Source organism: Paenibacillus lignilyticus, assembly GCF_017942085.1.
Classification (GTDB): Bacteria; Bacillota; Bacilli; order Paenibacillales; family Paenibacillaceae; genus Paenibacillus_Z; species Paenibacillus_Z lignilyticus.
Genome location: NZ_JAGKSP010000002.1, coordinates 448,252 through 473,979, shown reverse-complemented (window position 1 = coordinate 473,979; position 25,728 = coordinate 448,252). Strand labels below are relative to the sequence as shown.

General features: G+C 51.6%; 18 protein-coding genes and 1 pseudogene. 14 read left to right on the top strand and 5 right to left on the bottom strand.

Annotated features, from left to right (window positions below):
- Positions 1–89: 89 nt before the first annotated feature.
- Together I8J30_RS07270 and ytxJ are read left to right on the top strand one after the other, a co-directional pair.
- The gene (locus I8J30_RS07270) at positions 90–1,151 is read left to right on the top strand and encodes an alpha/beta fold hydrolase (protein ID WP_210656754.1); all 1,062 of its coding nucleotides are present in this window, start codon (positions 90–92) and stop codon (positions 1,149–1,151) included.
- Positions 1,152–1,182: 31 nt separating this feature from the next.
- Entirely contained in the window at positions 1,183–1,521 is a 339-nt protein-coding gene (ytxJ, locus tag I8J30_RS07265) for a bacillithiol system redox-active protein YtxJ (protein WP_210656752.1), read from the top strand.
- A gap of 384 nt (positions 1,522–1,905) precedes the next feature.
- On the opposite strand, the gene I8J30_RS07260 is transcribed toward ytxJ, so the two are convergent.
- On the bottom strand, positions 1,906–2,526 hold the full coding sequence (locus I8J30_RS07260; protein WP_210656750.1) for a YjgB family protein: 621 nt from the start codon (positions 2,524–2,526) through the stop codon (positions 1,906–1,908).
- Positions 2,527–2,744: 218 nt separating this feature from the next.
- Between I8J30_RS07260 and I8J30_RS07255 the strand changes: the two genes are divergently transcribed.
- Together I8J30_RS07255 and I8J30_RS07250 are read left to right on the top strand one after the other, a co-directional pair.
- Complete coding sequence (locus I8J30_RS07255; RefSeq protein ID WP_210656748.1) at positions 2,745–3,359, top strand: cysteine hydrolase family protein; 615 nt, start codon at positions 2,745–2,747, stop codon at positions 3,357–3,359.
- A gap of 40 nt (positions 3,360–3,399) precedes the next feature.
- A complete protein-coding gene (locus I8J30_RS07250; RefSeq protein WP_210656746.1) occupies positions 3,400–4,737 on the top strand; it encodes an MFS transporter in 1,338 nt (445 codons plus the stop codon).
- A gap of 167 nt (positions 4,738–4,904) precedes the next feature.
- On the opposite strand, the gene I8J30_RS07245 is transcribed toward I8J30_RS07250, so the two are convergent.
- On the bottom strand, positions 4,905–5,501 hold the full coding sequence (locus I8J30_RS07245; RefSeq protein WP_240547896.1) for a TetR/AcrR family transcriptional regulator: 597 nt from the start codon (positions 5,499–5,501) through the stop codon (positions 4,905–4,907).
- Between the two features lie 223 nt (positions 5,502–5,724).
- Here I8J30_RS07245 and I8J30_RS07240 point away from each other — a divergent pair, with 223 nt between their 5' ends.
- The 4 genes and pseudogenes from I8J30_RS07240 to I8J30_RS07225 all read left to right on the top strand — a co-directional run bounded on the left by I8J30_RS07240 (position 5,725) and on the right by I8J30_RS07225 (position 11,244).
- A complete protein-coding gene (locus I8J30_RS07240) occupies positions 5,725–7,224 on the top strand; it encodes a DHA2 family efflux MFS transporter permease subunit (protein WP_210656744.1) in 1,500 nt (499 codons plus the stop codon).
- A 78-nt stretch (positions 7,225–7,302) separates the two neighbouring features.
- Positions 7,303–7,626: pseudogene (locus I8J30_RS07235) on the top strand (SDR family oxidoreductase); the annotation flags it as partial.
- Between the two features lie 129 nt (positions 7,627–7,755).
- On the top strand, positions 7,756–8,748 hold the full coding sequence (locus I8J30_RS07230) for a 3'-5' exonuclease (RefSeq protein WP_210656740.1): 993 nt from the start codon (positions 7,756–7,758) through the stop codon (positions 8,746–8,748).
- 279 nt (positions 8,749–9,027) lie between these two features.
- A complete protein-coding gene (locus I8J30_RS07225; RefSeq protein ID WP_210656738.1) occupies positions 9,028–11,244 on the top strand; it encodes a hypothetical protein in 2,217 nt (738 codons plus the stop codon).
- A gap of 425 nt (positions 11,245–11,669) precedes the next feature.
- Here I8J30_RS07225 and I8J30_RS07220 read toward each other — a convergent pair whose 3' ends face one another.
- A complete protein-coding gene (locus I8J30_RS07220; RefSeq protein WP_210656736.1) occupies positions 11,670–11,867 on the bottom strand; it encodes a hypothetical protein in 198 nt (65 codons plus the stop codon).
- Positions 11,868–12,122: 255 nt separating this feature from the next.
- Here I8J30_RS07220 and I8J30_RS07215 point away from each other — a divergent pair, with 255 nt between their 5' ends.
- From I8J30_RS07215 to I8J30_RS07195, 5 genes are all read left to right on the top strand, one after another.
- Positions 12,123–13,259, top strand: a complete 1,137-nt coding sequence (locus tag I8J30_RS07215) for a GntR family transcriptional regulator (protein ID WP_210656733.1) — start codon at positions 12,123–12,125, stop codon at positions 13,257–13,259.
- Between the two features lie 363 nt (positions 13,260–13,622).
- Positions 13,623–14,807: an enolase C-terminal domain-like protein gene (locus I8J30_RS07210; RefSeq protein WP_210656731.1), complete on the top strand. Its 1,185-nt coding sequence runs from the start codon at positions 13,623–13,625 to the stop codon at positions 14,805–14,807.
- Between the two features lie 12 nt (positions 14,808–14,819).
- Entirely contained in the window at positions 14,820–15,617 is a 798-nt protein-coding gene (locus I8J30_RS07205; RefSeq protein ID WP_210656729.1) for an N-acyl homoserine lactonase family protein, read from the top strand.
- Positions 15,614–16,375, top strand: a complete 762-nt coding sequence (locus tag I8J30_RS07200) for an SDR family NAD(P)-dependent oxidoreductase (RefSeq protein WP_210656727.1) — start codon at positions 15,614–15,616, stop codon at positions 16,373–16,375. Before I8J30_RS07205 ends, I8J30_RS07200 begins: the two co-directional genes overlap by 4 nt.
- A gap of 21 nt (positions 16,376–16,396) precedes the next feature.
- Entirely contained in the window at positions 16,397–17,407 is a 1,011-nt protein-coding gene (locus tag I8J30_RS07195) for a zinc-dependent alcohol dehydrogenase (protein ID WP_210656725.1), read from the top strand.
- A gap of 51 nt (positions 17,408–17,458) precedes the next feature.
- Here the strand turns inward: I8J30_RS07195 and I8J30_RS07190 are convergent, their stop codons facing one another.
- Positions 17,459–18,622, bottom strand: coding sequence for an ROK family transcriptional regulator (locus tag I8J30_RS07190; RefSeq protein WP_210656722.1), 1,164 nt, complete (start codon positions 18,620–18,622; stop codon positions 17,459–17,461).
- A 73-nt stretch (positions 18,623–18,695) separates the two neighbouring features.
- Positions 18,696–24,212, bottom strand: a complete 5,517-nt coding sequence (locus I8J30_RS07185) for a DUF7507 domain-containing protein (RefSeq protein ID WP_210656720.1) — start codon at positions 24,210–24,212, stop codon at positions 18,696–18,698.
- 188 nt (positions 24,213–24,400) lie between these two features.
- On the opposite strand from I8J30_RS07185, the gene xylA reads away from it, so the two are divergent.
- Positions 24,401–25,714: a xylose isomerase gene (gene xylA, locus I8J30_RS07180; protein WP_210656718.1), complete on the top strand. Its 1,314-nt coding sequence runs from the start codon at positions 24,401–24,403 to the stop codon at positions 25,712–25,714.
- Positions 25,715–25,728: the final 14 nt, after the last annotated feature.

Here is a 25,728-nt window from a genome sequence, read left to right as displayed (position 1 = left end):
AATAATGGCGTGAATGGCGTGCAGCTGGAAGGCTGCAATGTCTTCAATAAAACAGCCATCAACAGATGCGCTTATGCGGAGGAATAGGAATGGTAAGAAGGCATGCAAAAGTGGTCGGCTTGTTGGCTTTGTCGTTGATGATGATGGTGTTTCTTTCCGCTTTCACAGGTTACGATAGTGGAAGTGAAATGGCTGTGGTTTCAGGTAAGCAGCATCCGGCTGACCCAGAGCTGAACATCAAGAAGTTCTCGGATCAGGAGCTTATCAAGAAGGTTCCCGGATTCAAAAACGGATACAAAAAGGTCAATGGCGTCACGCTTCACTATGTTGAAGGCGGCAAGGGTAAACCGCTCTTCCTTCTCCCGGGCTGGCCGCAAAACTGGTATGCGTATCACAAAATTATGCCGGAGCTGGCGAAGAAGTATCACGTGTATGTCGTTGAGTATCGCGGAATGGGCAGCTCCGACAAACCGCCGACCGGCTACGATAAGAAGACCTTGTCGTCCGATGTTCATGCGCTCGTCAAAGAGCTTGGTTATGACAAGGTTCACATGGTAGGACATGATATCGGGGCACAGGTCGCTTATGCGTATGCAGCCCAATACCCGGAGGCTACGACAAAACTAGTGATGATGGATGTTCCTCATCCCTTCGAAGGATTTCTGAACCTTCCGCTCTTACCCCCGCCGGGCGTATATGTTATGAGCGATAAAGAACGTCCAATTTATCCGTGGTGGTTTTCATTAAATTCCGTGCCGGACTTGCCGGAGAAGCTGCTGCAAGGCAAACAAATGAGTATTTTTCAAGATTGGCTCTTCAATTATTTGGCATTTGGCGGCAAACCGCCAATGACGCAGGAGACCAAAGATATCTACTATTCGGCATATTCAAGTCCTGATGCGATTCGCGCAAGCAATGGGTGGTACAACACATTCAGACAAGATATCGATGATCTGAAAACCTATAAGAAGCTGTCCGTACCAGCACTGGGTATTGCCGGCTGGGATTCCACCGCCCATACGCTTGAAGAGTTTCTGAAGCAAAATGCAACTGACATGAAAATGGTCAAAATAAATAAAGCGGGACACTGGATCTCAGAGCAGAGCCCGCAAGAAACCGTGAAGCTGTTGACGGAGTTTTTCGGAACGTAACAACAATTGAAGCAAAGGGAGAGGAACTCGAATGGATTGGAGAGAAATTACGACGCTCGAAGAGTGGAACGACATGCTTGCGAGGTCATCCGAGCGGGAGCAAGTGATTTTGAAACACAGCACGACATGCCCGGTCAGCGCGAACGCGCTTCAGGAATATGAGAACTACTTGAAGGGCAGTCCGAACCAAGGAGCGGATTACACGCTTGTCAAAGTGATTGAATCCCGCCCGGTTTCCAATCGGATTGCAGAGGATTTGAATGTGAAACATGAATCCCCGCAAATGATTGTCATCAAAGACAAGGCTAAGTATTGGACTGCCTCCCACTGGGCGGTCACGAAAGCTCATATCGCGGCTGTACTGGACTGACGTGAAGGTGCTCCATATTTAAAGCGAAAAAGAGCCGTAAATAATTACGGCTCTTTTGTGCAGGCGATCTGATGCACTTTGGCTTCACTATGATGCGCTAACGAATCGTAGAGGTCTTATTTTAGTAAATTACGCCCTATTTCATTTCTAACGAATCGTACAGGTCTTATTTCGTCAATTTGGGCTATTTTTGTAAGACCTCCTGGATTCGTTAGAATTTCAGGATGGGGGTATCGGGCCAAATAAGACCTCCAGGATTCGTTAGAATGATGATGAAAGAAAAAAACCGCCTCTACTTGGCCAAGAAGGCCGAAGAGGGGCGGTTTTTTCATAGAGTAAGCCGAACCCGAGCGGGTTTTATCCTCCTACGCACGCTGAGGCGGATTATAGATTCGCTTTGCCCGCGTACACGTTAACGTGATCGATGTGAGCGACTTTGCCTTTAATCACCTTGCTAGGACCGACGAATTTCAATTCGTATTTCGTTGACGGGTGGTAGACGTAGATTTTGTCGGTGCCGGTGAAGCGAACTTCTTTAGGCATACCAAGCGTTTTGATAACGGACTCGAATGTCAGTGACTTGATGCCAACGGTCTGATCGATAGACTGACCGAAATTACGCAGATCGTAGATGACGCCGGATTTGTTGACTCCGAAACCGTAAGCGCCTTGTCCCATGCCGAAATTGTACGTTTCGTAATGGTTGCCTTTCAAGTCGCCGCCGACTTCCGGATCGCCCCATTTGTAGTGGACGGCGGAGATTGGCGTTTTGCCTGCGATTGCGTTCAGTCCGGGAATTTTCCCTTCTTTGGCAAGAGCGTAGATCGTCTTGATATAAGTGCTGCCTTGCTGCGCTTTAATGCTGCTGGTATCCGGTTTAGCCGCCGCTGCGTGTACATCCGAATGGGCGATTGCCGCCATGGAACCTACTGCGATCAATCCGGCTAGAGCTAATTTACTTCCTATATTCAACGATGAGTTCGTTTTTGTATTCTTCTTCAACATGATGTATACACCTCTTCTTATTATTGTAGACTAGGACGGTTGAGAACAACTTAGCTTGGCTTGCCGTGCCGTGCCTTACAACTACATATTAACGAGCCCGGCATCGAAATGAATGACAGAAAGGTAACGAAAAAGTAACAACAAAGTTACGATTATCGATTCCGGTTCATCTTGTCGTTTATGGGAAAACTGAACATACGGAAGGGAGCGTATTTGATATGACCGCAATGTACGACAAAACAACGACAGGACTTCTTCTGGTGGATCCTTATAACGATTTCTTGGCACCGGAGGGGAAGATTTACCCGCGAACGAAAGAAGTGAGCGAATCCGTAAACTTGCTCGACCATCTCAGGGAAATTGTTGCTGCGGTTCGAAAGGCCGGTATCCGAGTTTTTTTCGTGCCTCATCATAGAGCGGAACCCGATGATTACGAAACTTGGAATCATCCGACTCCTTATCAGCTGGGGGCTAAAGCAAGACAGTCCTTTGCGAAAGGTTCTTGGGGCGGGGAATTTCATGCGGATTTTCAACCTCAGCAAGGCGATGTCATGATCAAGGAGCATTGGGGCAGCAGTGGGTTTGCGAACACCGATCTCGATCATCAACTCAAGATGCATGGTTTACAAAAAGTCATCTTAATCGGTATGATAGCCAATACGTGCATTGAATCGACCGGACGCTTCGGCATGGAGCTTGGCTACCATGTAACGCTTGTGAAAGATGCTACATCGGCTTTCAGTAAAGAAGCGATGCATGCGGCGCATGAGATTAACGGCCCTACGTTTGCACATGCCATTCTAACAACGGAAGAGCTGCTTGCTGCATTATAAGAAGCTTGCACGGAACGCTAACGATTAGGAAGGGATCAGCATGAATGACAAAATCGTAATGCCGGTCTGGACGTTCGGCTTGTTCATCGTAGTGATGAATACGACGATGTTTAACGTATCCATCCCGAGTATCATTCAAGATATAGGCGTTTCGGCAGTGCTTGGATCGTGGATCGTTTCAAGCTACTCGATCGGATATGCCTTATCGACGGTGATTTACAGCAGACTCTCCGACGTGCTGCCGATTCGAAGATTGGTGGCAATCGGACTCTTGATTCTGGGGCTTTCCTCTATTATCGGCATCATCGCAACGAACTTCGAAACGCTGCTGCTCGCTCGCATCGCGCAGTCGGCCGGCGCCGGGGCGATGGCCGGACTTGGACTCGTTCTTGCCAGCCGGTATATTCCGTACGAAAGGCGCGGCAGAACGATATCCATGATATCGGCGGGCTCGGCGATGGCCTTCGGTCTCGGGCCGATCGTCGGCGGGCTGATCAGCGAGTACATAGGTTGGAACGGACTGTTCGCCGTCACTTGCATCGTGCTTATTCTGCTTCCGATTCTGCTGCGACTGCTCCCAAAGGAACAACCGAAGCCGTTTCGGTTTGATTTGATCGGCGCCATTCTAACGGTCGTGAATGCTGCGGCACTCTTGATTGCCGTTACGCAGCGCTCGGTTATCTGGCTGATTGCCGGCTTGTTATCGATCGTCGCACACGCCTGGCATCTCAAACGCGGCAAAGAAACGTTCATTAATCCGCGGCTCTTATCGAAACCTGAGTACTTGAAGCTGCTTGTTGTCGGTTTCAGCATCTTAGTCATGAATCTCGGGAACCTGTTCCTGATGCCCTTGGCCCTCGCCAATCTATTCCACAAATCACCCTTGGTGATTGGCCTCTTAATTGCACCGGGAGCGGTGTTATCAGCCTTTCTAACGCGCTTCTTCGGACGCTGGATTGATCAATACGGCAATGTGCGGTTTCTGATCCTGGGGCATGGCCTGCTGGCGGCAGTCATGATTCTGTTTAAAGAAGAGCTTGGTGCATCGCCGTTGGTTATCTTGATCGGTTATCTGTTCTTCTCACCTGCGGCATCCGCTACTTTGGCATCGTTAAACAATGAAACGTCGCGTATACTGCCGGCCGAGCTGATCGGATCAGGTATGGGACTTATGCAGCTCATCCAGTTTTTTGGCGGATCGTTATCTGTTGCGGTATGCGGCATGCTGCTTGAATTTCATAAGAAATATTCATTGATGCACGCTTATGAATATGTGTACGGCGTTCTAATTGCCGTTAGCATTGGCTCTTTATGTATGCTGCTCTGGTATTCGCTGTCCGGTAAGCGGCAAACCCAAGCTTCCGGCGGGCTTCGTTAGCTAGTGCTAGTATCAAAGTGATTTCTACGGCAACGAACACGGTCCTCGCCACGTTGCCTGCCGGTGATTTCTCTGATGGCGTTGGCGTTACGCCAATCCTATTATTCTAGAAACCAGAAGCGGCGGACAAGGTTTACTACAACCTTGTCCGCCGCTTTTGCGTGGCGTTATGTATGGGAAGGATTTTGGTGCAAACGGAACAGCAGAGAAAGCTGCTTCGCGAGATAAAGCGGCGTATAGGGCATGTCATTACGAAGCCAGCAGACGATCGTGCCGATGAATGCGGACGAGCCATACCAGATGGCGATGTCATTAGGGACGTTCACAGCAGGAGCGGTCGAGGAAGCGATCCGGCTCTCCGCTCGCTTGGAGATGATTTCAACCATCAGCTTCATCAGGCGATCGGTAAAAACAGATACTCGTTTGGAAGCAAGCAGCACCGTGTAAAATTTCGAGTTCTCCGCGATATGCTCCAGAATCCGGAGCAGAATGGTCCAATCTACCTCGACTTGAGGTTTCTCCGGCACTTCCCTCAAGATCGTATGGATTTCATTAATCATGTCATCGGCCATCTTATCCATCAAATCCGGGATATCCCGGTAATGAAGATAGAAGGTGACGCGACTGATCGTAGAGCGTGCTGCAATACGATTTACGGTTATTTTCTCAAGGTCATATTCCTGAAGCAGATCGATGAATGCATCTCGGATTAATTGACGCGTTCGAAGGACGCGCGGATCGGTCCGTGGTGTTTTAACGGTCAAAAGTTCATCCCCTTGTTCTACCATTTTGTTCACGACAATTATGCTCGCATCGTAAAAGATGTTTCGTTTAGACGACATAAATCGCGGATACGTAAACTAATTAACATTTCTCGAAAAGCTGTTGCTTGTGATCGAGAAGTACGGTGACTATAATCTTACATTAGGTACATTATACAACACTGTGTAAATTAGTTCAGAAAAGAATTTGAAGGGGTTGAGCAATATGAGTACTTCCGGCCTTGAAGTCAGCAGTATTAAGAAAGGTCCTCTGATGTTTGTTATGATTCTGGGGGCGTTCATCGCAGTCTTGAATCAGACGATAATGAGCGTTGCGCTGCCGGAGCTGATGATCGACTTCGACATTGCGGCATCCACTGCGCAATGGCTGACTACGGGATATATGCTGGTAAACGGTGTTCTGATTCCGATTACCGCTTATCTCATGCAGCGGTTTACGACACGCGAGCTGTTCCAGACCGCAATGATTATTTTTCTCGGGGGTACGATTGTTTCGGCAGTGGCACCTAATTTTGATGTTTTATTGACCGGCCGTCTCATCCAAGCTGCCGGTGCCGGTATCATCATGCCGCTGCTCATGACGGTAATTCTAACCGTATTCCCTCCTGACAAGCGAGGTGCAGCAATGGGCATGGTCGGCTTCGCCATTATTTTCGCACCTGCAATCGGGCCTGCTTTGGCGGGTTATGTGATGGAGCATTTCTCTTGGCGCACGATGTTTTATGGCATGATTCCAATTGCCGCTATCGTTATCGGAGTCGCGTTTGTATTCTTGAAAAATGTAGCTGAACGACAATTTCCTAAAATTGACCTTTGGAGTGTCCTTCTCTCTACAATCGGCTTCGGTGCCGTTCTTTACGGTTTCAGCAGTGCCGGAAGTAAGGGCTGGTCAAGCGTGGAAGTGATCCTCTCGATCATTGTCGGCGTAATCGCCTTGATCCTGTTCGCGTGGAAACAGCTGGTTTCCAAAGAGCCGCTTCTGGAGCTTCGTACATTCAATTACAGTATGTTCTCCCTGACGACCATTATTAATATTGCGGTCACGATGGTGATGTATGCGGATATGATGCTGCTGCCTCTGTATTTGCAGAATGCACGCGGCTACACAGCGCTGGAGTCCGGTTTGCTGATGTTACCCGGTGCGCTTCTGATGGGCATTATGATGCCGATCACAGGTAAACTATTCGATAAATTTGGAGCGAAGTGGTTGTCCATTATCGGGATGGCAATTACGATCGCAACTACGATTGGCTTCGTGAATCTCACGGATTCCACCAGCTATACGTACCTGGTTCTGATGTCCACGGGCAGACGTTTCGGTATGGCGATGTTCCTCATGCCAATTACGACAGCAGGTTTGAATCAGCTGCCTGCCAGACTTAATGCGCATGGTACTGCGATCTCCAATACAATCAAGCAAGTAGCCGGTGCAATCGGTACCTCCTTGCTGGTCACCGTAATGACGACCAGAACGAAGACGCATTTTCAGGATATGATGGCTGCCGGCGGAGATGCTACACAGGAGCATATGATCATGGAGTCGACGATTCAAGGTATTAATGATGCCTATCTGGTTATTATTGGTATTGGCGTTATCGGACTCTTGTTATCTTTCTTCATTAAACGTACAGGGCAGGCTGTCGAAGAGAAGGCAGCAACAGGAATTACCTTGGAACCTAAACCGGTTGCTGTATCTAATAGATAACAAAGGAGAAATCGACCATGAAACTTCGCAATCAAGTAGCCGTTGTCACCGGGGCAGCATCGGGAATGGGCAAAGAATAATGGCGGACACGCAGGGGCGATCTATACCGCTTCCAAACATGCGGTTGTAGGTTTGACTAAGAATACGGGCTTTATGTACGCCAAACAAGGAATTCGTTGCAACGCGATCGCACCGGGAGCGGTTATTACGAATATCGCATCTTCGATGAAGAACGTCAACGAGTTCGGCCTCAGCCGCTCGAAAGTGGTGCAAGGTTTGATTCCGCGCGCAGGTTCGGCTGAAGAAATTGCCAAGGTAGCGTTGTTCCTGGCTTCCGACGACTCCAGTTTCTTGAATGGAACGGTCGTTACTGCGGATGCCGGATGGACTTCCGCATTCTAACAATTCTTTTCAAATGATAGAGTCAGGCTAGCGAAAAGAAGCAGCTTCCTCAAAAAAATGAGGAGGCTGCTTCTTTTTTGCCTTATAATGAAGAGCAACAGCCACTTTGTAGAACGGTAGGTGATTGTGATGAACAGGACCATTATATTGGCTGCGAATCTCTATGAATATCAATCCGAAACCAGACTGATGTTCTATTGCTGCATTCCGGATGTAAAAGAAGGCTATATGGCGCTGAACGTGGGGCAAGGCAGGGCGGATTATGGATTTTGGAGCGGGCTGCGTAAGGTCGTTGGTTTGCTGCATCGCACTTACCGAAGCTGCGGCATTCAGCTTGCCGTTTCCAAGTCTGCTCTATCCTTGCACGGCTTAGCGGATAAAGATCAGGTCGCCGGACTGCTGAACGAATTTGCTTCCTATGCCCAAATAACTTGCGATCCCTATACAGAGCGGCTTGATTTGCTCAATGACATTAGCATTGTCGATCAGATACAGCCGGGCGTACTCAAGGGTTACCCGCTTGAGGTGATCACCGCAGCGCAGTTAAATCCTCCTGTAGTTGTGAAAGAGAAGCCCAAAAAGTACGACTACTACAGTGAACTTACGATGCCAGGCGAAGGTGTAGTGCTGGACTTTGAGACCACTTCTCCTATCGTGGAGTATGCCAAGATTATTGAAATCAGCGCTCTGAAGTTTAGAAATGGCCAAGTCATCGATCGGTATCAAACACTGGTGAACCCCAAGTCGAAGCTTCCCAAGCAAATTAGGGAGCTCACAGGCATTACCGATGAAGAGGTAGCCGATAGGCCGACATCGTTTCAAGCCGTGAAACAATTGAATAAATTCCTTGCGGGCACTCCGGTGCTCGTCGGCCATAATGTGCAATATGATTACCGCGTGCTAAAGGCGATGTGCGACAGAGCGAACATTCGAGTCTGGACAGGCAAGCTGCTCTGTACGATAAAGCAGGCAAGGCAGCTTAAGCTTCCTATCGAGAGCTATGATTTATCCACCCTCTGCGAATTATATGGCATTCAGAACGAACGACCTCATCGCGCATGGGCTGATACCAAAGCAACCTTTGAGCTCATGAAGTGCATTTATCAATCCCACCTCGTTTAGTAAGCAACAGATGGCTTGGAAACCTCGATGCCGAGACTTAAGGCGTTGAGGTTTTTTTTGTTTGCGATGAGCATAAGAAAATATTACCAAAGTATATTTATTGTTGGGTATTGGCGTGTTAAGGTATTGATAGTCGGTTATTAAGGAATAATTAGTATACTTAAATAACCGACGGATGAAAGGAGGTTATTAATACACGGATGTGATTCTGATTCTATTTTGGAAGCGTTTACTTCATGGGCGTGAGGCGACTATTCGAAAAGGGAAGAGGGAGAAAAGATGGCTCTATCGATAAGGATGACTTTCGGATCGAAAATGCTGAAGGCAATGCTGTTTGCGCTAGTCGTGGGCTGCTGCTTCTTTGTATGGAACGCGAAGGCGAATGCAGCGGACTATTACGTGGATTGTTCTGCCGGAACGAATGGAACGGGAACACAGGTATCGCCATACAACAGCTTTAACGCTATTAACAGCATCGGTACGATGAGTGCCGGCGACCGGATTTTGCTCAAGAGCGGCGTCACTTGCAATCAGCAAATGACGGTGACCGGGCAAGGAAACTCGACAAACTATATTTCCATCGATTCGTACGGCGGCACCGCTAAAGCAAAAATCATCCGCAATGGCAATCAAGCGGATCGCGGCATTAAGCTGACCAATCCAAGTTATTGGAAAATCAATAATTTGGAGGTAGGCAGCGCCGGAACGGGCATTTTGGTTACCTTCTCGACAGCGGGGCATAATGATTTGTCCTTCACGAATTTATATTTCCATGATATCTACGGCATTCATCAAGGATCAGGCAGCGGCAATGATTCTACCGGGGACGCCATCTGGAACTCGGCAGGAATTGAATTCACCTCCAAAACCTTCAACGCCTCCAACCCCGCAAGCACCTACATTGTAGATAACGTCACTTTCGATACGATTGAAGGCACACGAAACCTCGATACGATTTCGATCGACTGGTACAATTCCGGTTATATGAATGCAACGGGCCATAAAGCAGCGGAGCATGTATTTATGAACAATCTCAACATGCACGGCGATAATGCGGGCGGCGGCACCGGTTGCGACGACGGGATGCGGCTAACGTCCGTTCGGTACTTGACCATGATTAACTCGAAGCTCGACGGCGAAGGAGGCTGCCACTCGGATACGGGAACGGCTGCGATCTATATTGCTTTCGTAAGCGACTCGTACATTCTGAACAGTATGTTCACGAACGTGCCGAACACGTCCTCGCCGGATATGGTGGCCTTCGATTATGAGTGCTGCACGGACAATCTGCAAATCAATAATAACTATATTGCGGGTAACGCAGGCGCCGGTATTTCGTATTTGGCGATTCATCCGGGGCTCGGTTTGGAGACAAACAGCGTGGCCGGCGGCAATGTTTTCATTAACAACGGCAGCGGCTCCTTCCGCCGTGCGGGCAATTCGGATACGCCTAGCGGAACGATCCGCGACAATCTGTATTCGGAGCCCAACAATTTCTTGTACCAGGACGGCGCCAATTACAGCGGATTTACGCTGACCAACAACCTTCAAATTACGAACAGCAGCAATATCTATCATGCGGCTAAGCAGTTTAGTTCCACGCAAGGAAGCAGCAACTGGTCGTATAAAGCCTATAACGGCTCCTCGTGGAGCAACCTCGGTTACTATGATACAGCGGGTAACATTTGGCAGGCATCCTCCGTGTCGAACGTGCCGCAGGTTTCCCAATTTGAAATGCATCCTGACACCGGAGCAGGCAAAATCGTTGCCCGCGCATGGACGGCGCCAACAAGCGGAACGGTGAGTATTCGCGGCCGCGTGCTGAAGTCCGTCATTGCCGGAGGGGATGGCGTCGTTGCCCGCATTACTAAGAACGGGACACGGATTTGGCCGGCAGGCGGCGATCAAAGCGTCGCTTACAATGATCGCTTCGGCTATGAAAGCAACCTGGATGGCGTAACGGTCGCTGCGGGAGATGAGATTCGCTTCGAAATTACGAGCGGCGCTGCGGGCAGCAACCAGTACGATAATGTAAGCTGGTCGCCGGCAGTCGCTTACACGGCTTCGAGTATCGCGGCGCAGTGGGATTTTGCAACGGCAGGCAGCACGGACGGCTGGAACAATACGAATCAAATCAGCAGCAGCGTGTCCGGCGGCATTTGGACGATCACTTCAAGCGGCGGAGATCCGTATTCCGTCGGTCCGAATAACCTCGGCATCGCGTCTTCTTACCGGTACCTCAAGATTCGATTGAAAAACAACACGAGCGATACCGGCGCGAAGTTCTTCTTCATCACGAACGCCGATTCCACCTGGAATGAAGCCAAGTCCAAGACGTTCACGACTGCTGCGAATATGGGCAGCTACACCGAGTACACAATCGACATGGGTACCGTTGCCGGCTGGAGCGGGACGATCAAATCCTTGCGCTTCGATCCTTTCTCAACCACAGGCACGATGAACGTCGATTATATATGGCTGACGAACACACCTTAGAGCTCGTAGACGGAGAGTAGCTAGGCAGGCAATTGGAGAAATGCGTGGTAAAGCGAATTAGGCGAGGCTGATGAAGGTGGCTGGGCAGGAGAAGTGGATCCTGCTCGGTCACTTTTTTTTGTAGTTTGGGCTGTGTAGAAGGCAGCACGGAGTTGTGAATATTCGCCGCTGCTGCTAGATAGCCAAGTAGCTTGCCTGGGGATCTACATTGGCCGAAAAGTAGGGGGATCGGCGAAAGTAGCTCACCCAGAGATCTACATAGTTTGGAATTTGGATAAAATCGTGAAAGTAGCTCATCCAGAGATCTACATTATGCGAACCTCAGAGCAGTAAACTGCCGCCGCATTTGCTTAATAGACAAGTAGCTTGCCTGGGGTTCTACATTAGCCACAATGTGGATTAAGAAAGGTAACAGTTACCCTAGATTAGCTAGAAATGGCGGCAGCGAGTGAAAGAGAGGTAACCGTTACCGTAGTCGGGCCGGAAAAGTTAGCTAAGAGCGAAAGAGAGGTAACTGTTACCTCACTTGCTGTCAGGTGGCCCACGCCGCCCTCCGCACCAAGCCGCTCTTGCCGCGGATGCAGCTTAAGCTGCGCCTCTGCGCCAAGCCGCTCTTGCTGCACTCGCTGGTTGCGCCAAGGCGCCCTTGCTGCGGATGCAGCTCAAGCTGCGCCTTCGCGTCAAGCCGCTCTTACCGCACTCATGCCGCGCCAACTCCGCCAAAGCCGTGCTCGCCCACCTTGCGTCACCCCTAATTAAAAGGCGTGTCCATCAACTTTTGATTGGTTTTTTGATAAAGTATACTATATAATCAAGTTATAGATTTATAAGTATAATGTACTGTCCGCGCATCGGGTAGGAACCGGCAGAAGGGGTGTATGATGATGAGAGAGACAATGCCGCTTTACAAGTTTATTGTGGAAGATATTAAAGAGAAGATCGGCAGCGGTCAGCTGAAGGACGGAGATGCGATACCGACGCAGATCGAGCTGGCGAAGCTGTACGAGACGAGCGAGATTACGTCGCGCCGCGCGCTCAGCGAGCTCGTGAATGAAGGACTCGTCGTCCGTATTCGCGGCAAAGGGACGTTCATTCAGCTGCGAGACCCGCACAATACCGATCCTTCGGAGGGCGGCAAAATCGCGCTCGAACAGATCGTGTTAATCCATCCCTCCGCCTCGCCGCATCTGTTCAACCATCCGTTTTATGCCAATTTTATTAGCGGCATTCATGCGGCGTGCGAGGAGCACGACATTCGTTTCCAGCTGCTCGACGTAAGCGAAAGCGATGGAATCGAATCGAATCCGTTGGTCGGAGCCATCGTGCTGCCGGGCGCACCGGGCGCGCAAAATATAATGATCTCCCAGCTGAAAGCGTGGAAAGAAGCCGGCCTTCGCATGGTGCTGGCTCACTTTTATTTTCCGCAGCTGCAAATTCCTTATGTCATCGTCGACAATCTGACAGGCGGCTACCTGGCCACTGAGCATCTGATTTCACTCGGCCACAAGCGCATCGGCATCATTGTAACGGGACACTCGCTAATGGATATCAACCAAGAATTCTCGCTGCGCCTGCAAGGCTACAAGCTGGCCCTCTCCCAGCACGGAATTGCCTTCGATGAGTCGCTTGTATCGGTAATGGAGGCCAACGAAGAGCTGGAAGAGATGGGCTACGAAGGTGCCAAGCAGCTGCTGGCGCTTGAGAATAAGCCGACCGCGATTTTCGCCACGAGCGATTACAAGGCTTTCGGCGCCATTCGCGCCGGCAAAGAGCTTGGGCTGCGCATTCCGGATGAGCTCAGCATTGTCGGATATGATGATGTCATTCAAAGCCGATACACCTCGCCGGCGCTCACGACCGTTAATCAGAATACGGAGCGCATGGGCAAGCGTGCCGTTGAGCTGCTGCTGAAGCCATGGAGCGAAAAGGCGATTGAAGAGTCTTTTGTGAAAGAAGAAATCGTGCCGAAACTGCTGGTTCGCAGCAGCACCGCTCATTACTCTGCAATTCGTTAAAAGTATACCTATATACAAATTAAAACTAATATTGAAACAAAATAACTTACATTGTATACTTAATTCGATAGCGGCGTCGGACTGCCAACTCACATTTGGAGACCGGCGCTGCTCCTACACCTCAACCTCAAGTTACCTCACTGGCAAAGATCACCATGATCGCCTAACCAGCTGCAAAACAGACTCCCGCATCTTTTCCGACAAACCTCACTACCGCCGTTGTACCCGAAAGGAATCACTCAAGCCGAAATCCATCGGCTGCTTGATGTTTTTTGGCATGCCATGCTTTTGTAAGCGCTTATATGAACGCAACTGCCAGGTGCAGGAATCACCCAACTAACAGATCAAGAGGAGGCTGCTTGTATGAAAATCGAGCATGTGCGCGTCTTTATTTTGAATGGCGAGAAAGCTCATGCCCAGCAAGTGAAGCAGGGGAGCATTAACACGGAGGGCTCCTGGTTATCGGAAACGGTAATTGCGAATCCCATGTCCAATTATCCGGAATATTTCGATCGCAGGTCCAGCTGGCTTGGCATGGGAGGCCGCGTGATCGTGCAGATCATTGCCGACAATGGACTCGAGGGGTTTGGCGAGAGCACGGGAGGCATGGCGACGGCATCTATCATTAACGAGCATATCAGCCGCATTTTGCTGGGGAAGGATCCTTTTCAAATCGAGAAGCTGTGGGACATGATGTTCAAAATCACGCTTCCTTACGGTCGCAAAGGCATTCCGATCATGGCCGTTTCCGCGGTCGATTTGGCGCTGTGGGATCTCATTTCCAAAGCCAGGCAAGAGCCGCTCTATGTCAGCTTGGGCGGCGCGACGAAGGACAAAGTGCAAGCTTATGTCACCGGCAACGAGTCGACTAAAATAAAAGACCGCGGCTTCATGGGCCAGAAGCTTGCGATGCCGTACGGTCCGTCCTCGGGCTGGGATGGCATGAAACGCAATGTGGCATTGGTGGCGGAAACCAGGGATATTTTAGGCCCGGATATGGAAATTATGCTGGACTGTTATATGGCGTGGAACGTGGAATATACGATTCGGATGGCCGAGCTGGTCGCGCCATACCGCGTCAAGTGGATCGAAGAGACGCTGCCGCCGGACGATATTGACGGTTACGCGGAGCTAAACCGCAAGGTCATCACTTCCGCTATCGCGACAGGCGAGCACGAATATACGCGTTACGGCTACCAACAGCTTATCCAGGCGCGCGGAGCGCAAATTCTGCAGCCGGACATTTGCTGGGTCGGCGGGGTATCGGAAGCGCGCAAAATATGCACGATGGCATCCGCATGCAACCTCGAAGTTATTCCGCACGCAGGCGGATTGCAGCCTTGGGCGCTGCATTTGATTTTCTCGCAGGTGAACATTCCGTACGCAGAGTTTGCTTATTACCATGGCGCGGATAAAACCAATTATGATGTCGTGTTTGAAGGCGTACAGCTGCCGCAGGACGGATGGTTTAAGCTGCCGGAGTGCATTGGCACGGGACTTTCGCTGCGCGAAGGGGCACTTGAAGTGCTGGATGAGCTGACCAGATAGGAGGCACCTCAAGTGAGCGTCTATACGATCAAATGTTTGCGAACCGCGACGCACAGCGCGCCGAAGCCGGTTTTTCTATTCATGGAAGGGTTCGGGGAGCAGGTGCACGTGAATTGCTATTTTTGGCTGATTCAAGGTGCCGGCCGGAACATTCTCGTGGACACGGGAATGGGCGGGACGCATCAGCTCCGTTACGGTGGCGAATATGGCGAAGAGTTTCATAGACTCGATCAGAATAGCCGTGCCGGGTTCCCGGTCGCCGAGGGGGAGGATACGATATCCTTGCTTGCCAAATGTGACGGGCTGCGACCGGAGGATATTGATACGGTCATTCTGACGCATTTGCATTATGATCATATCGCCAACATTCCGCTCTTCGTCAACGCCAAGATTTACGTGAATCGCAGAGGCTGGGACTTTGCGGTCGAACGCGGCGTTCCAATCTTCGATACGTTCCCGCACGCGCTTCTTCGATACATGGATAACGAAATGAACGAACAGCTTACGCTCGTACCGGACGAGGCGGAAATTGTCCCGGGTATACGGGTCATCCACGTAGGCGGGCATACGCGCTGCTCGCAAGCGGTATTGATTCGGATGGAAGACGGCATAGCCGCCATTACAGGCGATGTCGCATTTCTATACGAAAATTTGGAGCGGGAGCATCCGATCGGATTCGGGTTCAGCTCGGAGGAAAGCGTGTATGCGATTCGCCGTTTGAAGCGGGAAGCGGATATTTTGCTGCCTGGGCATGACGCGGCGGTCTTGGAACGTTATCCGGACGGATGGGTGAGGGGGAAACGAGCTTGAGCGGAAAATTGCAGGGGCAAATTGCAATTGTAACCGGCGGAAGCCGCGGCATCGGAAGGGGAATCTGCGGTGAGCTTGCCGATGCGGGAGCGACGGTTATTGTGAATTACACCAGTCATGAAGCAGCCGCCCAAGAAGTGGTTGCCGAGATCAAGCGGCGCGGAGGGCAAGCAGAAGCAATAGTCGCGGACATTGGGAAGAAGGCAGATATCGATCGCATGGTCAGCGATGTGAAATCGCGATATGGCCGCATCGATATTCTCGTCAACAACGCAGGCATTTGCCCATTTCGCGATTTCTTCGATATCGAGGAAGAGACGTGGAATCGGACGATTGCCGTCAATCTGGCAGGCGCTTTCTTCTGTTCGCAGGCAGCCGGGGCTGTCATGCGGGAGCAAGGGGGCGGGGCAATCGTGCATATCAGCACGGTCACCGCGATGAGGGGCGGTCCCGAGCAGGTACACTATGCAGCGAGCAAAGGCGGCATGAATTCGCTGACTTCGTCGATGGCTAATGCCCTTGGCAAATACGGCATTCGAGTCAATGCCATTCTATGCGGCGGTGTGGCGACAGACATCAATCTTGAGCAGCGGAAGCAAGCCGGTGCTAAGAGCGATGAATGGGCTTCGTATTTGCCGGCCAGACGCGGAGGAAGGCCAAGTGATCTTGGCAAAGCGATTGTCTACCTGACGTCACCGGATGCGGAATGGGTAACCGGTGCATTGCTCGCTGTCGATGGCGGCGCACTAATCATGTAATAGGGGAAAGAGGAGATAGCCATGAAAGCAGTGATGTGGACAGGACCGGAGCAAATGTCGTTCATTGATATGGCTTTACCGGAGCCGAAGGAGCAGGAAGTGGTCATCAAAGTCAGCCATGCCGGCATCTGCGGCTCTGACCTGGAAGGGTATCTCGGTCATAACAGCCTGCGGCATCCGCCGCTGCTCATGGGCCATGAATTCGCCGGTGAAATTATCGGTGCTGCCGCAAGCTTCGCCTTAGGCGAGCGTGTCGTAGTGAATCCGCTGATCCACTGCGGAACATGTCCGCGCTGCGTTCGCGCGCAGTATAACCTCTGTGATCGCAGACAAATTATCGGCATCCACCGGCCGGGCGCCTATGCGGAGCAAATTACGGTGCCGGCGGCACAAGTGGTGCGTATACAAGACGTTCTTTCCTACCGCCGAGCGGCACTGACCGAGCCGTTAGCATGCTCCTTGCGTGCAACCAGGCGTGCGATGGCGACTGTTCCGTTCGGTAATGTAGCCGTTATCGGAGCCGGCGCGATCGGTTTGCTTTGCGCATTTACGGCGCGTTTGCTCGGAGCTGGCAAGGTGTTCGTGCTAGATAATAACCCGCTGCGGCTGGAGCTTGTTTCACAAATGGGCTTCGACGGCGCGGTAGACAGCACAAGCGATTCGTCGCTTGCTGCCATGAAGCAGGCCACGAAGGGCAAAGGCATTGATATCGTCATTGATGCGGCAGGGTTTAGCGTGACGCGCAGTCTCGCGAAAGCCATCGTCAACACCGGCGGCACGATCATGAATATCGGGCTAGGCAGCGCAGAATCGCCGCTTCCGATCAACGATATGATCCGCTGCGAGACGAACGTACTCGGCTCGTTCTGCTATACGCCGCAGGATTTCGCCGATGCGCTGGAGCTGCTGTCCGACGGGAAAGTGACCGAGGAAGGCTGGACAACAGAAAAACCGCTGGAGGAAGGCCCGAGAAGCTTCCAGCGGCTTGTGAAAGGCGAAATTCAATACGGCAAAATCATTCTCGCTGTTTAGGCGAAGGGAGTCGCAAAGCCTAATCGCTTAAGCGATAAACTCTGCCGCATGTTAGCTGTCCTTCATCTTGGCCAGAAACGCGGAAATCGCATAATGAGCGGCCCCCCGCACAGCGGACCTGTCACCTTGCTCCGCGTAGAGCAGGCGGAATTGCTCCCGGTGATAAGCGAGCGCGCGGCTGCCGACCGTGGCGGCGACCGCATCACGAATCCAGGGTTCCGCGCGGCGCATCCGGTTGCCGATGATGACCACATTGGGATTGAATACATTGACGATGTTGGCAATTCCTGTCCCAATCCATTCCCCAATACGATGGAACAAGGCGATGACATGCTCATCGCCTTGTTCGGCTGCGCCGATAAGAGCGTCCAGATCTGTATATCCAAGCGGCTCCGCCTGTTCAAGCAGCGCATTCTCGGATGCGTACAGCTCCCAGCAGCCGCGATTGCCGCAGCGGCATGGCGTGCCATCCGCCATAACGGACAGATGGCCAAGCTCGCCGGAGAAACCGGCCGCCCCTTTATACAGCTCCTTATTCAAAATTATCCCCGTTCCGATCCCGATGCCGACACTCACGTAGATCTGATTGGCAATGCCTCGTCCGGCGCCGTATTTCTGCTCGCCCTGCGCACCCGCATTCGCTTCGTTGTCGATGGTAGCCGGCACGCCGAAGCGTTCTTCGATCATAGCCCGAAGCGGAACTTGCGGCCAGGATAAGTTAGGCGCGAACAAGATGGTTCCCTCGCCATTGACGATGCCGGGCACGCCTATCCCGATGCCGACGAGACCATACGGACTCGCAGGCATGGATGTTCTCAGCTCTTCGATGCAATCCATCAGCTTCGGAAGCACGATGGCGGCCTCATGATTATCAATCGTCAGCTCGCGTTCAAGCACGACCGCGCCTTCCAGATCCGTCAAGATGCCGCGGATATAGTTGACCCCGAGATCGATGCCGATCGCGTAGCCTGCGCGGGCATGGAACAAGAGGAGAAACGGCTTGCGTCCGCCGCTCGATTCACCCGGGCCAATGTCGAGCACGAGATGGCGGTCGATCAGATCCTGCACCAAGCTCGATACCGTCGCTTTGTTCAGTCCGGTCCGCTCCGATATTTGAGCACGTGAAAGAGGCGCGTGACGAAGCACCGCCTCCAGCACGATCGCTGTATTCATTTTTTTGACTAAAGTCAAATCTCCGGTCTTCTTAATGGCCATAACGTCCCCCGAATCCGCCTCGCGGATGATTTGGGTACGATTTTACCACGCGGAAGATGAAGTTGCACTTTTTTTATTCCTCGTCGTCGTAGACCTCCACGATCCATACATTCGACTCCGCATTGCCGTTCACCGTATATCTGCCTTCCGTAAACGAAAAGCTCGCATGCGCTTGGTTCTCTAATTTGCGGCCCGGCGGCTCGAGTTTCACTCTAGCCTTGAACGAAACCGTCGCGAATGTGCCTGCGGGAATCGTGCCAATCGGAATACCCGGGAAGCCCGGAACGGCATCAGGCAGCCGTTCGCCGTTGACCGATACGCTGCCCGGAATAAAGGCGGCTTCCATCGGAAGCGGATCTCTCAATACCACATTGTGCGCCGCATATGGCGTCGGATTTCGAACTACAAGGGAATAGGTGATGCGATCGCCGACAACGACGGAGATGGCGCTTGATGTCTTCTCGATTAGCAGGCCGACAACCGTAACGATTGCACGCGCTTCGAACGGAGCCGTTTCGTTCGAGCTGATAACAGCGGTATTGACGACTTGTGAACCAATTTGCGCATCCTGAGGCAGGATGAACCACAATGCTCCTCGTTGATTCGCCCCCGGCGTCAGTTCATCCAAGTGGAAATGATACCGCGCAGCCGCATCGACCAAATGAATGTTATGCAAGGTGACGTTACCGCTGTTGACGAAGAACAGTTCCATTCTTAGCTTGCCGCCGGGAACCCCGATGACCGGCAGTCTTTTGGTCAGATCAAGCCGCGGATGTGGAAGGACGAGCACCGATCTGTCTGCAACGGCAGGCGGTGTCTCGCTTGTGGTTACCGTCACGACGTTGGTGATAATGGTGTTAGCCAATGTGCCCAGAGGGACGACGTAGTCGGAACGAAGGGTGAAGGAATCGCCGATATCCAAGGAGTTGATCGTCTCATTGATGCCTACAAGCGGGTCATACAGCACCAAATTCGTCAAAATCGCATTAGAAGTATTGGTCACCGTCGTTTCGAACGTAATCGTTCCTCCCGGCAGCACTTCCGTTTGCGCCGACGTCTTCCGGACATCAATCGAATATACCGGCAGTACCTCCAGATTCGTCATGGCCTCTTGCGGGGCGGTTTGATCAGAGACGGCCACAACGGTATTAAATATGCTGGTTCCGGCCGGCAGTCCGAAAGGCACTCGATACGGGATGTTCAGGACGAACGAATGCTGCGGTTCCAGCAGCGAAATGACTTCGTTCAGATTGAGCAAGGTATCCGTCAGCCGAATGCCCGTTAATGCCACATTGCCTGGATTGGTTACCGTGATCATATAAGTGACGAAATCCCCGGGTTCCGCGGTTCTTGAACTTTCGCGTTTCTCCAGACTTAAGGAAGGAGCGGCGGCCACGGTTACGGCGGCGGCAGCGGAAGCAGGCAGCGTCTGATCGGATGTGACGGTTGCGACGTTGTTAATCACCGTGCCAGCCGGCGTTTGAGGCGGAATCGTGTAGTCGATCGTAATGGTTCGAGTCACACCCGCAGGAATAACCGGGGCATCGATGAGCAAGCCAAGCAGCTCATCCGTGATCTCCACATTCGTTAAATTAACCGATGAGGTATTGATGATTTCAATGGTGAACGTAACGGTTTCGCCCGGAGCGGCAGAAGCCGGGGTGACCGTCTTCGTAATCGAAATGCTGGCCGGTGTATCCACGCTGATCGATGCGGACGCAGTCACGGGCGTCGGAATCTGATCGGAGGTTACAGAAGCCGTGTTCGTAAGGATCGTACCGGCAGGAACGGCCGGAACTACGAATTGGACGATGGATGGCACGCTTTGACCGATTGCAAGAGAAGGAATTACTTCCGCAAAGCCGAGTGTCGGATCGGTAACCGTTACATTCGTAAGCGGCACGTTTCCGGTATTCGCAACCGTGATGGTGTAGTTCACGATGTCGCCGGGCAAAGCAGTCGATTGGCTGGCCGTCTTGGTCAACGTGACCGCGGGAATTCCATTGACAGTAATCGTTGCCGTGGCCGTCAGGGTTTCTCCGATTGCATCGACTAAGACGGTATTGACGATTACCGTGCCTCCCGGTGAACCAAGCGGAACCGTATAAGGCACGCTCAGCGTATAGGCGCTCTGCGGCGGCAGTTCGGCCAATGTCTCGCTGATCCCAAGGATAGGGTCCGTAATTTGAATATTTGTGACGAGCGCGGAGGAGTCGTTAAACACAATAATCGTATAAAAGACCGTTTCGCCCGGATCCGCGGTTAAGGTGCTCACAAGCTTCTGCACTTTAATATCGCCGGCGGGAATCGGCAGTATTTCGACGCTGGCACTTGCCGTGCGATCACCGGTCTGTATGCTGCTCGCCGTAGCTGTGTTCGCAATGACAGAGCCGGGAACAGCATCATCGGGAATGGTGAACGGAATCATATACGTCTGAACAGCGTTAGCGTCAAGCTCCGTAATCACCGTTTGCAGACCAAGAATCGGATCCGTTACCAACACATTGAAGAGGGAGACATTGCCTGTGTTTTCGACCTCAATGGTGTACGTGATGGTTTGGCCCGGAAGCGCCGTGGCGAAATTGACCGTTTTCGAAATCGTCATATCGAAAACATTCTCGGTGGTGACGGAAGCCGATGCCGAGACAGGCGGCGTCTGGTCAGAAGAAACCGTTACGGTATTCACATAAACAGTTCCTCCGAGTGAATCGAGCGGTATCATGAAATCGGCATTGATAGTCCGGGACTCGCCCGGTGAGAGGCTGTCGAACGTATAGTTCAGATTGAAAAATTCATCGACGAGCAGCACGTTCGTTAACACAACCGCAGACGTATTTGTCAGCGTAATCGTGAAGGTCACCGTTTCACCCGGAAGAGCGGAAGGTTCGCTTACGGTCTTAGTCAGCGAAAGGGTCGGTGGAGTTCCAACGGTTACAAAAGCGTCGGCGAACACCGGAGTCGGCGTCTCGGTCGAGGTTGCGTTCGCGATATTATGAATGATCGTTCCCGGCGGCAATCCCGCAATAACCGAAGGAACGTTGAACGCGGCCTGACCGCCTATCGCGATTAGGGGAATGGTCGTATCCACGCCAAGGAGCGGATCTTGGACACGCACCTGCGTCAAGGCGGTGTTGCCGGTATTGGTAACCGTAAAGGTATAGGTGAGTGGAGTACCGGCCGGACCGCTGGTCGGCGCAACGGTTTTCGTTAAACTAAGCGATGGCACGGCTGTGATAATAACCATCGTCGTTGCCGTGGTTGGCTCCGTTTGGTCAGAGTCGGCTGTCGCGGTGTTCGTCAGAATGGTTCCTGCGGGTGTACCGGCGGGAACGGTGTATTCAATGTCATACATGATCGTGGCGCCGGCAGGAAGGGTGGCGATCGTTTCCGTCAAAGACAGCAGATCGTCCGTAATGGTGACATTGGTCAAATCGGCATTGGAAGTATTCGTGACCGTAATGGTGTAGTTAATAATTTGACCGGGTACGGCCGTATTCACATCCGCTGTCTTAGCCAGCGACAATCCGAATACCGCAGCGACGACGACTTCTGCCATTGCCGAGACCGCCGGTGTTTGATCGGTTATTACCGATGCGGTGTTGATGATTTTCGTCCCGGCGGGCGTTCCCAGCGGAACCGAAAAAGAGGCGTTAGCGACATATTGCCCGCCTACCGGGAGAATAGGCACCGTAACGGAGAAGGACAATACCGGGTCGGTAATAAAGACATCGGTAAGCGGGATGTTGCCCGTATTGATTACCGTAATGTCGTAGAAGATGGTTTCGCCGGGCGCTACAAGCGTCACACTTGGTGTTTTGGCAATCGTGATGCTTGGGGCTGCGAGGATGGTGACGTCTGTACTTGCTGTTTGTGTGCCAAGTGAGGATACGAGTGTCGCGGTATTGTGAATAACCGTGCCGGCAGGCGTGCCCGCGGGAACGGTGTACATGCCATGAAAGACTACCGTCGTTTGCGGATCCAGCTTCGCGATCGTTTGATTGACCTGGAGCAGCGGATCTGTCAGAAGGAGATCGAACAGCGTCGTAGCTTTAGATTCATTGCTGACAGTAAGCGTGTACGTAATCGTCTGGCCGGGTACAGCTGTAGCGGTATCTGCCGACTTGGTTAAGATGACAGATGGAGTTTCCGTGATGAATACCGTTGCCGAATCGGTTAAGGGTTGAGGCAAATTGCTTGCGGTCAGCGTCGCGGTATTGACGAAATTGCTGCCAATCGGCGTGTTCGCGGGAATGACGAAGGGAACGGAGGCCAGCTCGCCGCTTGTCGCCGAAGGAAACGTCAAGTCCAGACCAAGCACGGGATCGACCAAATGCACATTTAAGAGCGTAGCACCATTCTGAACAACAAGCGTGAAGGTGTAAGTAACCGTATCCCCGGGTTCTGCAGTCGTGGGTAGAACGGTCTTGATCAGCTCCGCTACAATCGGGCCGACGATATTGATGGTGACAGCAGCGGATTGTAGGGGAGTCTGATTGCTCATCGCTGTTACGATATTTTGATAGCTGCTGTTAGGCGGACCGGCTTTAATAACGGAATTGATCGTGAATTGCACGGATTGTCCGGCCGGCAGCACCATGATCGTTTGATTGAAGTTCAGTTCAGGGTCGTCGACGACAATATTCGTTAATGTCCCGGCACCTGTGTTAGTGACTGTAATGACGTACGTAAGCGGTGTACCCGGAGGCCCGCTTACAGAGCTTCCGCCATTGACGGTCTTCGCCAGCTGCAGCCTTGGCGTACAGAAGACTTCCGGCAAACAGCCTGTAAAAGGAATGTGATGCTCTTCGATGGAGCCTGTCGTGTTCGTCAGGGAATCGACGACAATCGTGCCGTCGATGTTGCCAAAGCCGGACGCGCTCCAAGCGGCGAATGGGGCAAGCACGGAGCCTTTGATCGACAGATTGAGGTTGAACGCATTTGTGGCTTGAAAGAAATTCCATAGAATAACGGCTCCGTTTGCTGGGGAGGATTGTCCGCCATTGATAAAAATCGCATAGCTGCCAAACCCAACATTGTTGCCGGTGATGTTCACAAGTACTGTGGAGCCGGGCGGTGTGATAATGTTAATGCCGTTTGCGGTAGCGAGTGAAACGCCGGAGCCCGCTACGTTATTGCCGTTAATGGTGAAAATGTTCAGAGTAGGACTGTTACCGCTTAATACGATTTGTCCGAAGTTAACGAAGGCGGTTCCGTTCGGGCTGAGTGACCCCCAAGAACTCGAGGCGCAGGTCAAATATTGCTGTGCTGCCGCAAAATCAACCGGCGTTCCTCGGAAAGGCTGACCGGTAACGCCGTTATTGTTCGTCATCGTGTAATTGATTATAGTCCCGGCAGGACTGATGACGCTGTTCCCGCTGAAATTGGTTCCGCCGATAATGTTCATATTGCCGCCAACGATTAAGTCGGCACGCGTAGTCGATGTGGGAAGTGCATTGCCGATCCCGTAGCTGTTATAGGTAGCGTTGCCGCCAACAGCGACGCGCCCGCCGGAATCGACGAACGATTGGGTGTGGTTGCCCAGCACGAACACGTTAAAATCATTTGCCACGCCTAAATTGCCGCAGGCCATCCACGCTCGCCTCCTGTTTGAAAAATAAACTATGTACAATGTATGCACGCAAGCCGGGAAGCATGCCTGTATTTGGCTTGGCGGATTTATAAAAAAAACATACTTTGTTTAGTAGACAAACTAAGTTTGATGATGCTAGAATAGCTGTAAGAGCGTTTTCAATACTTTCATTCTGGGAGGAATTATTCATGGCTTATTTTCAAAATATCGGTAAAATCGCTTACGAAGGCAAAGGTTCCGACAATCCGCTGGCATTCAAACATTACAATCCAAAGGAAGTTGTACTTGGCAAAACAATGGAAGAGCACCTGCGTTTTGCAGTTGCTTACTGGCATACATTCACAGGCGCAGGCTCCGATCCGTTCGGCGTAGGCACTGCAGTTCGCGGCTGGGATTCCGCTAATGAAATGGATCAAGCGAAAGCTCGCGTTGAAGCGAACTTCGAATTCCTGAACAAAATCGGCATTCCTTACTTCTGCTTCCATGACCGCGACATCGCTCCGGAAGGCGCTACGCTGGCTGAAACAAACAAAAACCTCGATGTAATCGTGGATTTGATGGAAGAGAACATGAAAGCTTCCGGCGCGAAGCTGCTGTGGAACACGGCTAATATGTTCACGAACCCGCGTTTCGTGCATGGCGCGGGTACAACATCGAATGCAGATGTGTTCGCTTATGCTGGTGCTCAATTGAAGAAGAGCCTTGAAGTGGGTAAACGTCTCGGCGCTGAGAACTATGTATTCTGGGGCGGCCGCGAAGGCTACGAAACGCTTCTTAATACGGATATGGCGCTTGAGCTCGATAACCTGGCGCGTTTGCTTCACATGGCTGTTGCTTACTCCAAAGAAATCGGATTTGGCGCTCAGTTCTTGATCGAGCCTAAGCCGAAAGAGCCGACTAAACACCAATACGACTTTGATGCGGCAACGACAATTGCGTTCCTGCAAAAATATGATCTGAAAGAATACTTCAAGCTGAACCTTGAAGCGAACCATGCAACGCTTGCCGGCCACACATTCGAGCATGAAATCCGCGTTGCTGCTATCAATGGCATGCTTGGATCGCTTGATGCAAACCAAGGCGACTTGCTGCTTGGCTGGGATACAGATGAGTTCCCGACGGATCTGTACTCCACAACACTTACGATGTATGAAGTGCTTAAAGCCGGCGGTATTGGTAAAGGCGGCGTAAACTTCGACGCGAAAGTACGTCGCGGGTCATTCGAAGATGTGGATTTGTTCCTTGCTCACATCGCAGGTATGGATACGTATGCTTGGGGTCTGAAGGCGGCTGCGAAGTTAATTGAAGAGAAAATTATCGACAACATCGTCGACAACCGTTATCGCAGCTTCAAAGACGGCATCGGTGCCGAAATCGTTGCGGGCCGCGCTACATTGCAATCGCTTGAGCAGTACGCCATGCAAAACAATGCAATTAAGAACGAATCCGGCCGTCTTGAGCGGATCAAATTGGTACTGAACGAAGTTATCTACAGCGTTTAAGTCGAGGGGGTCCA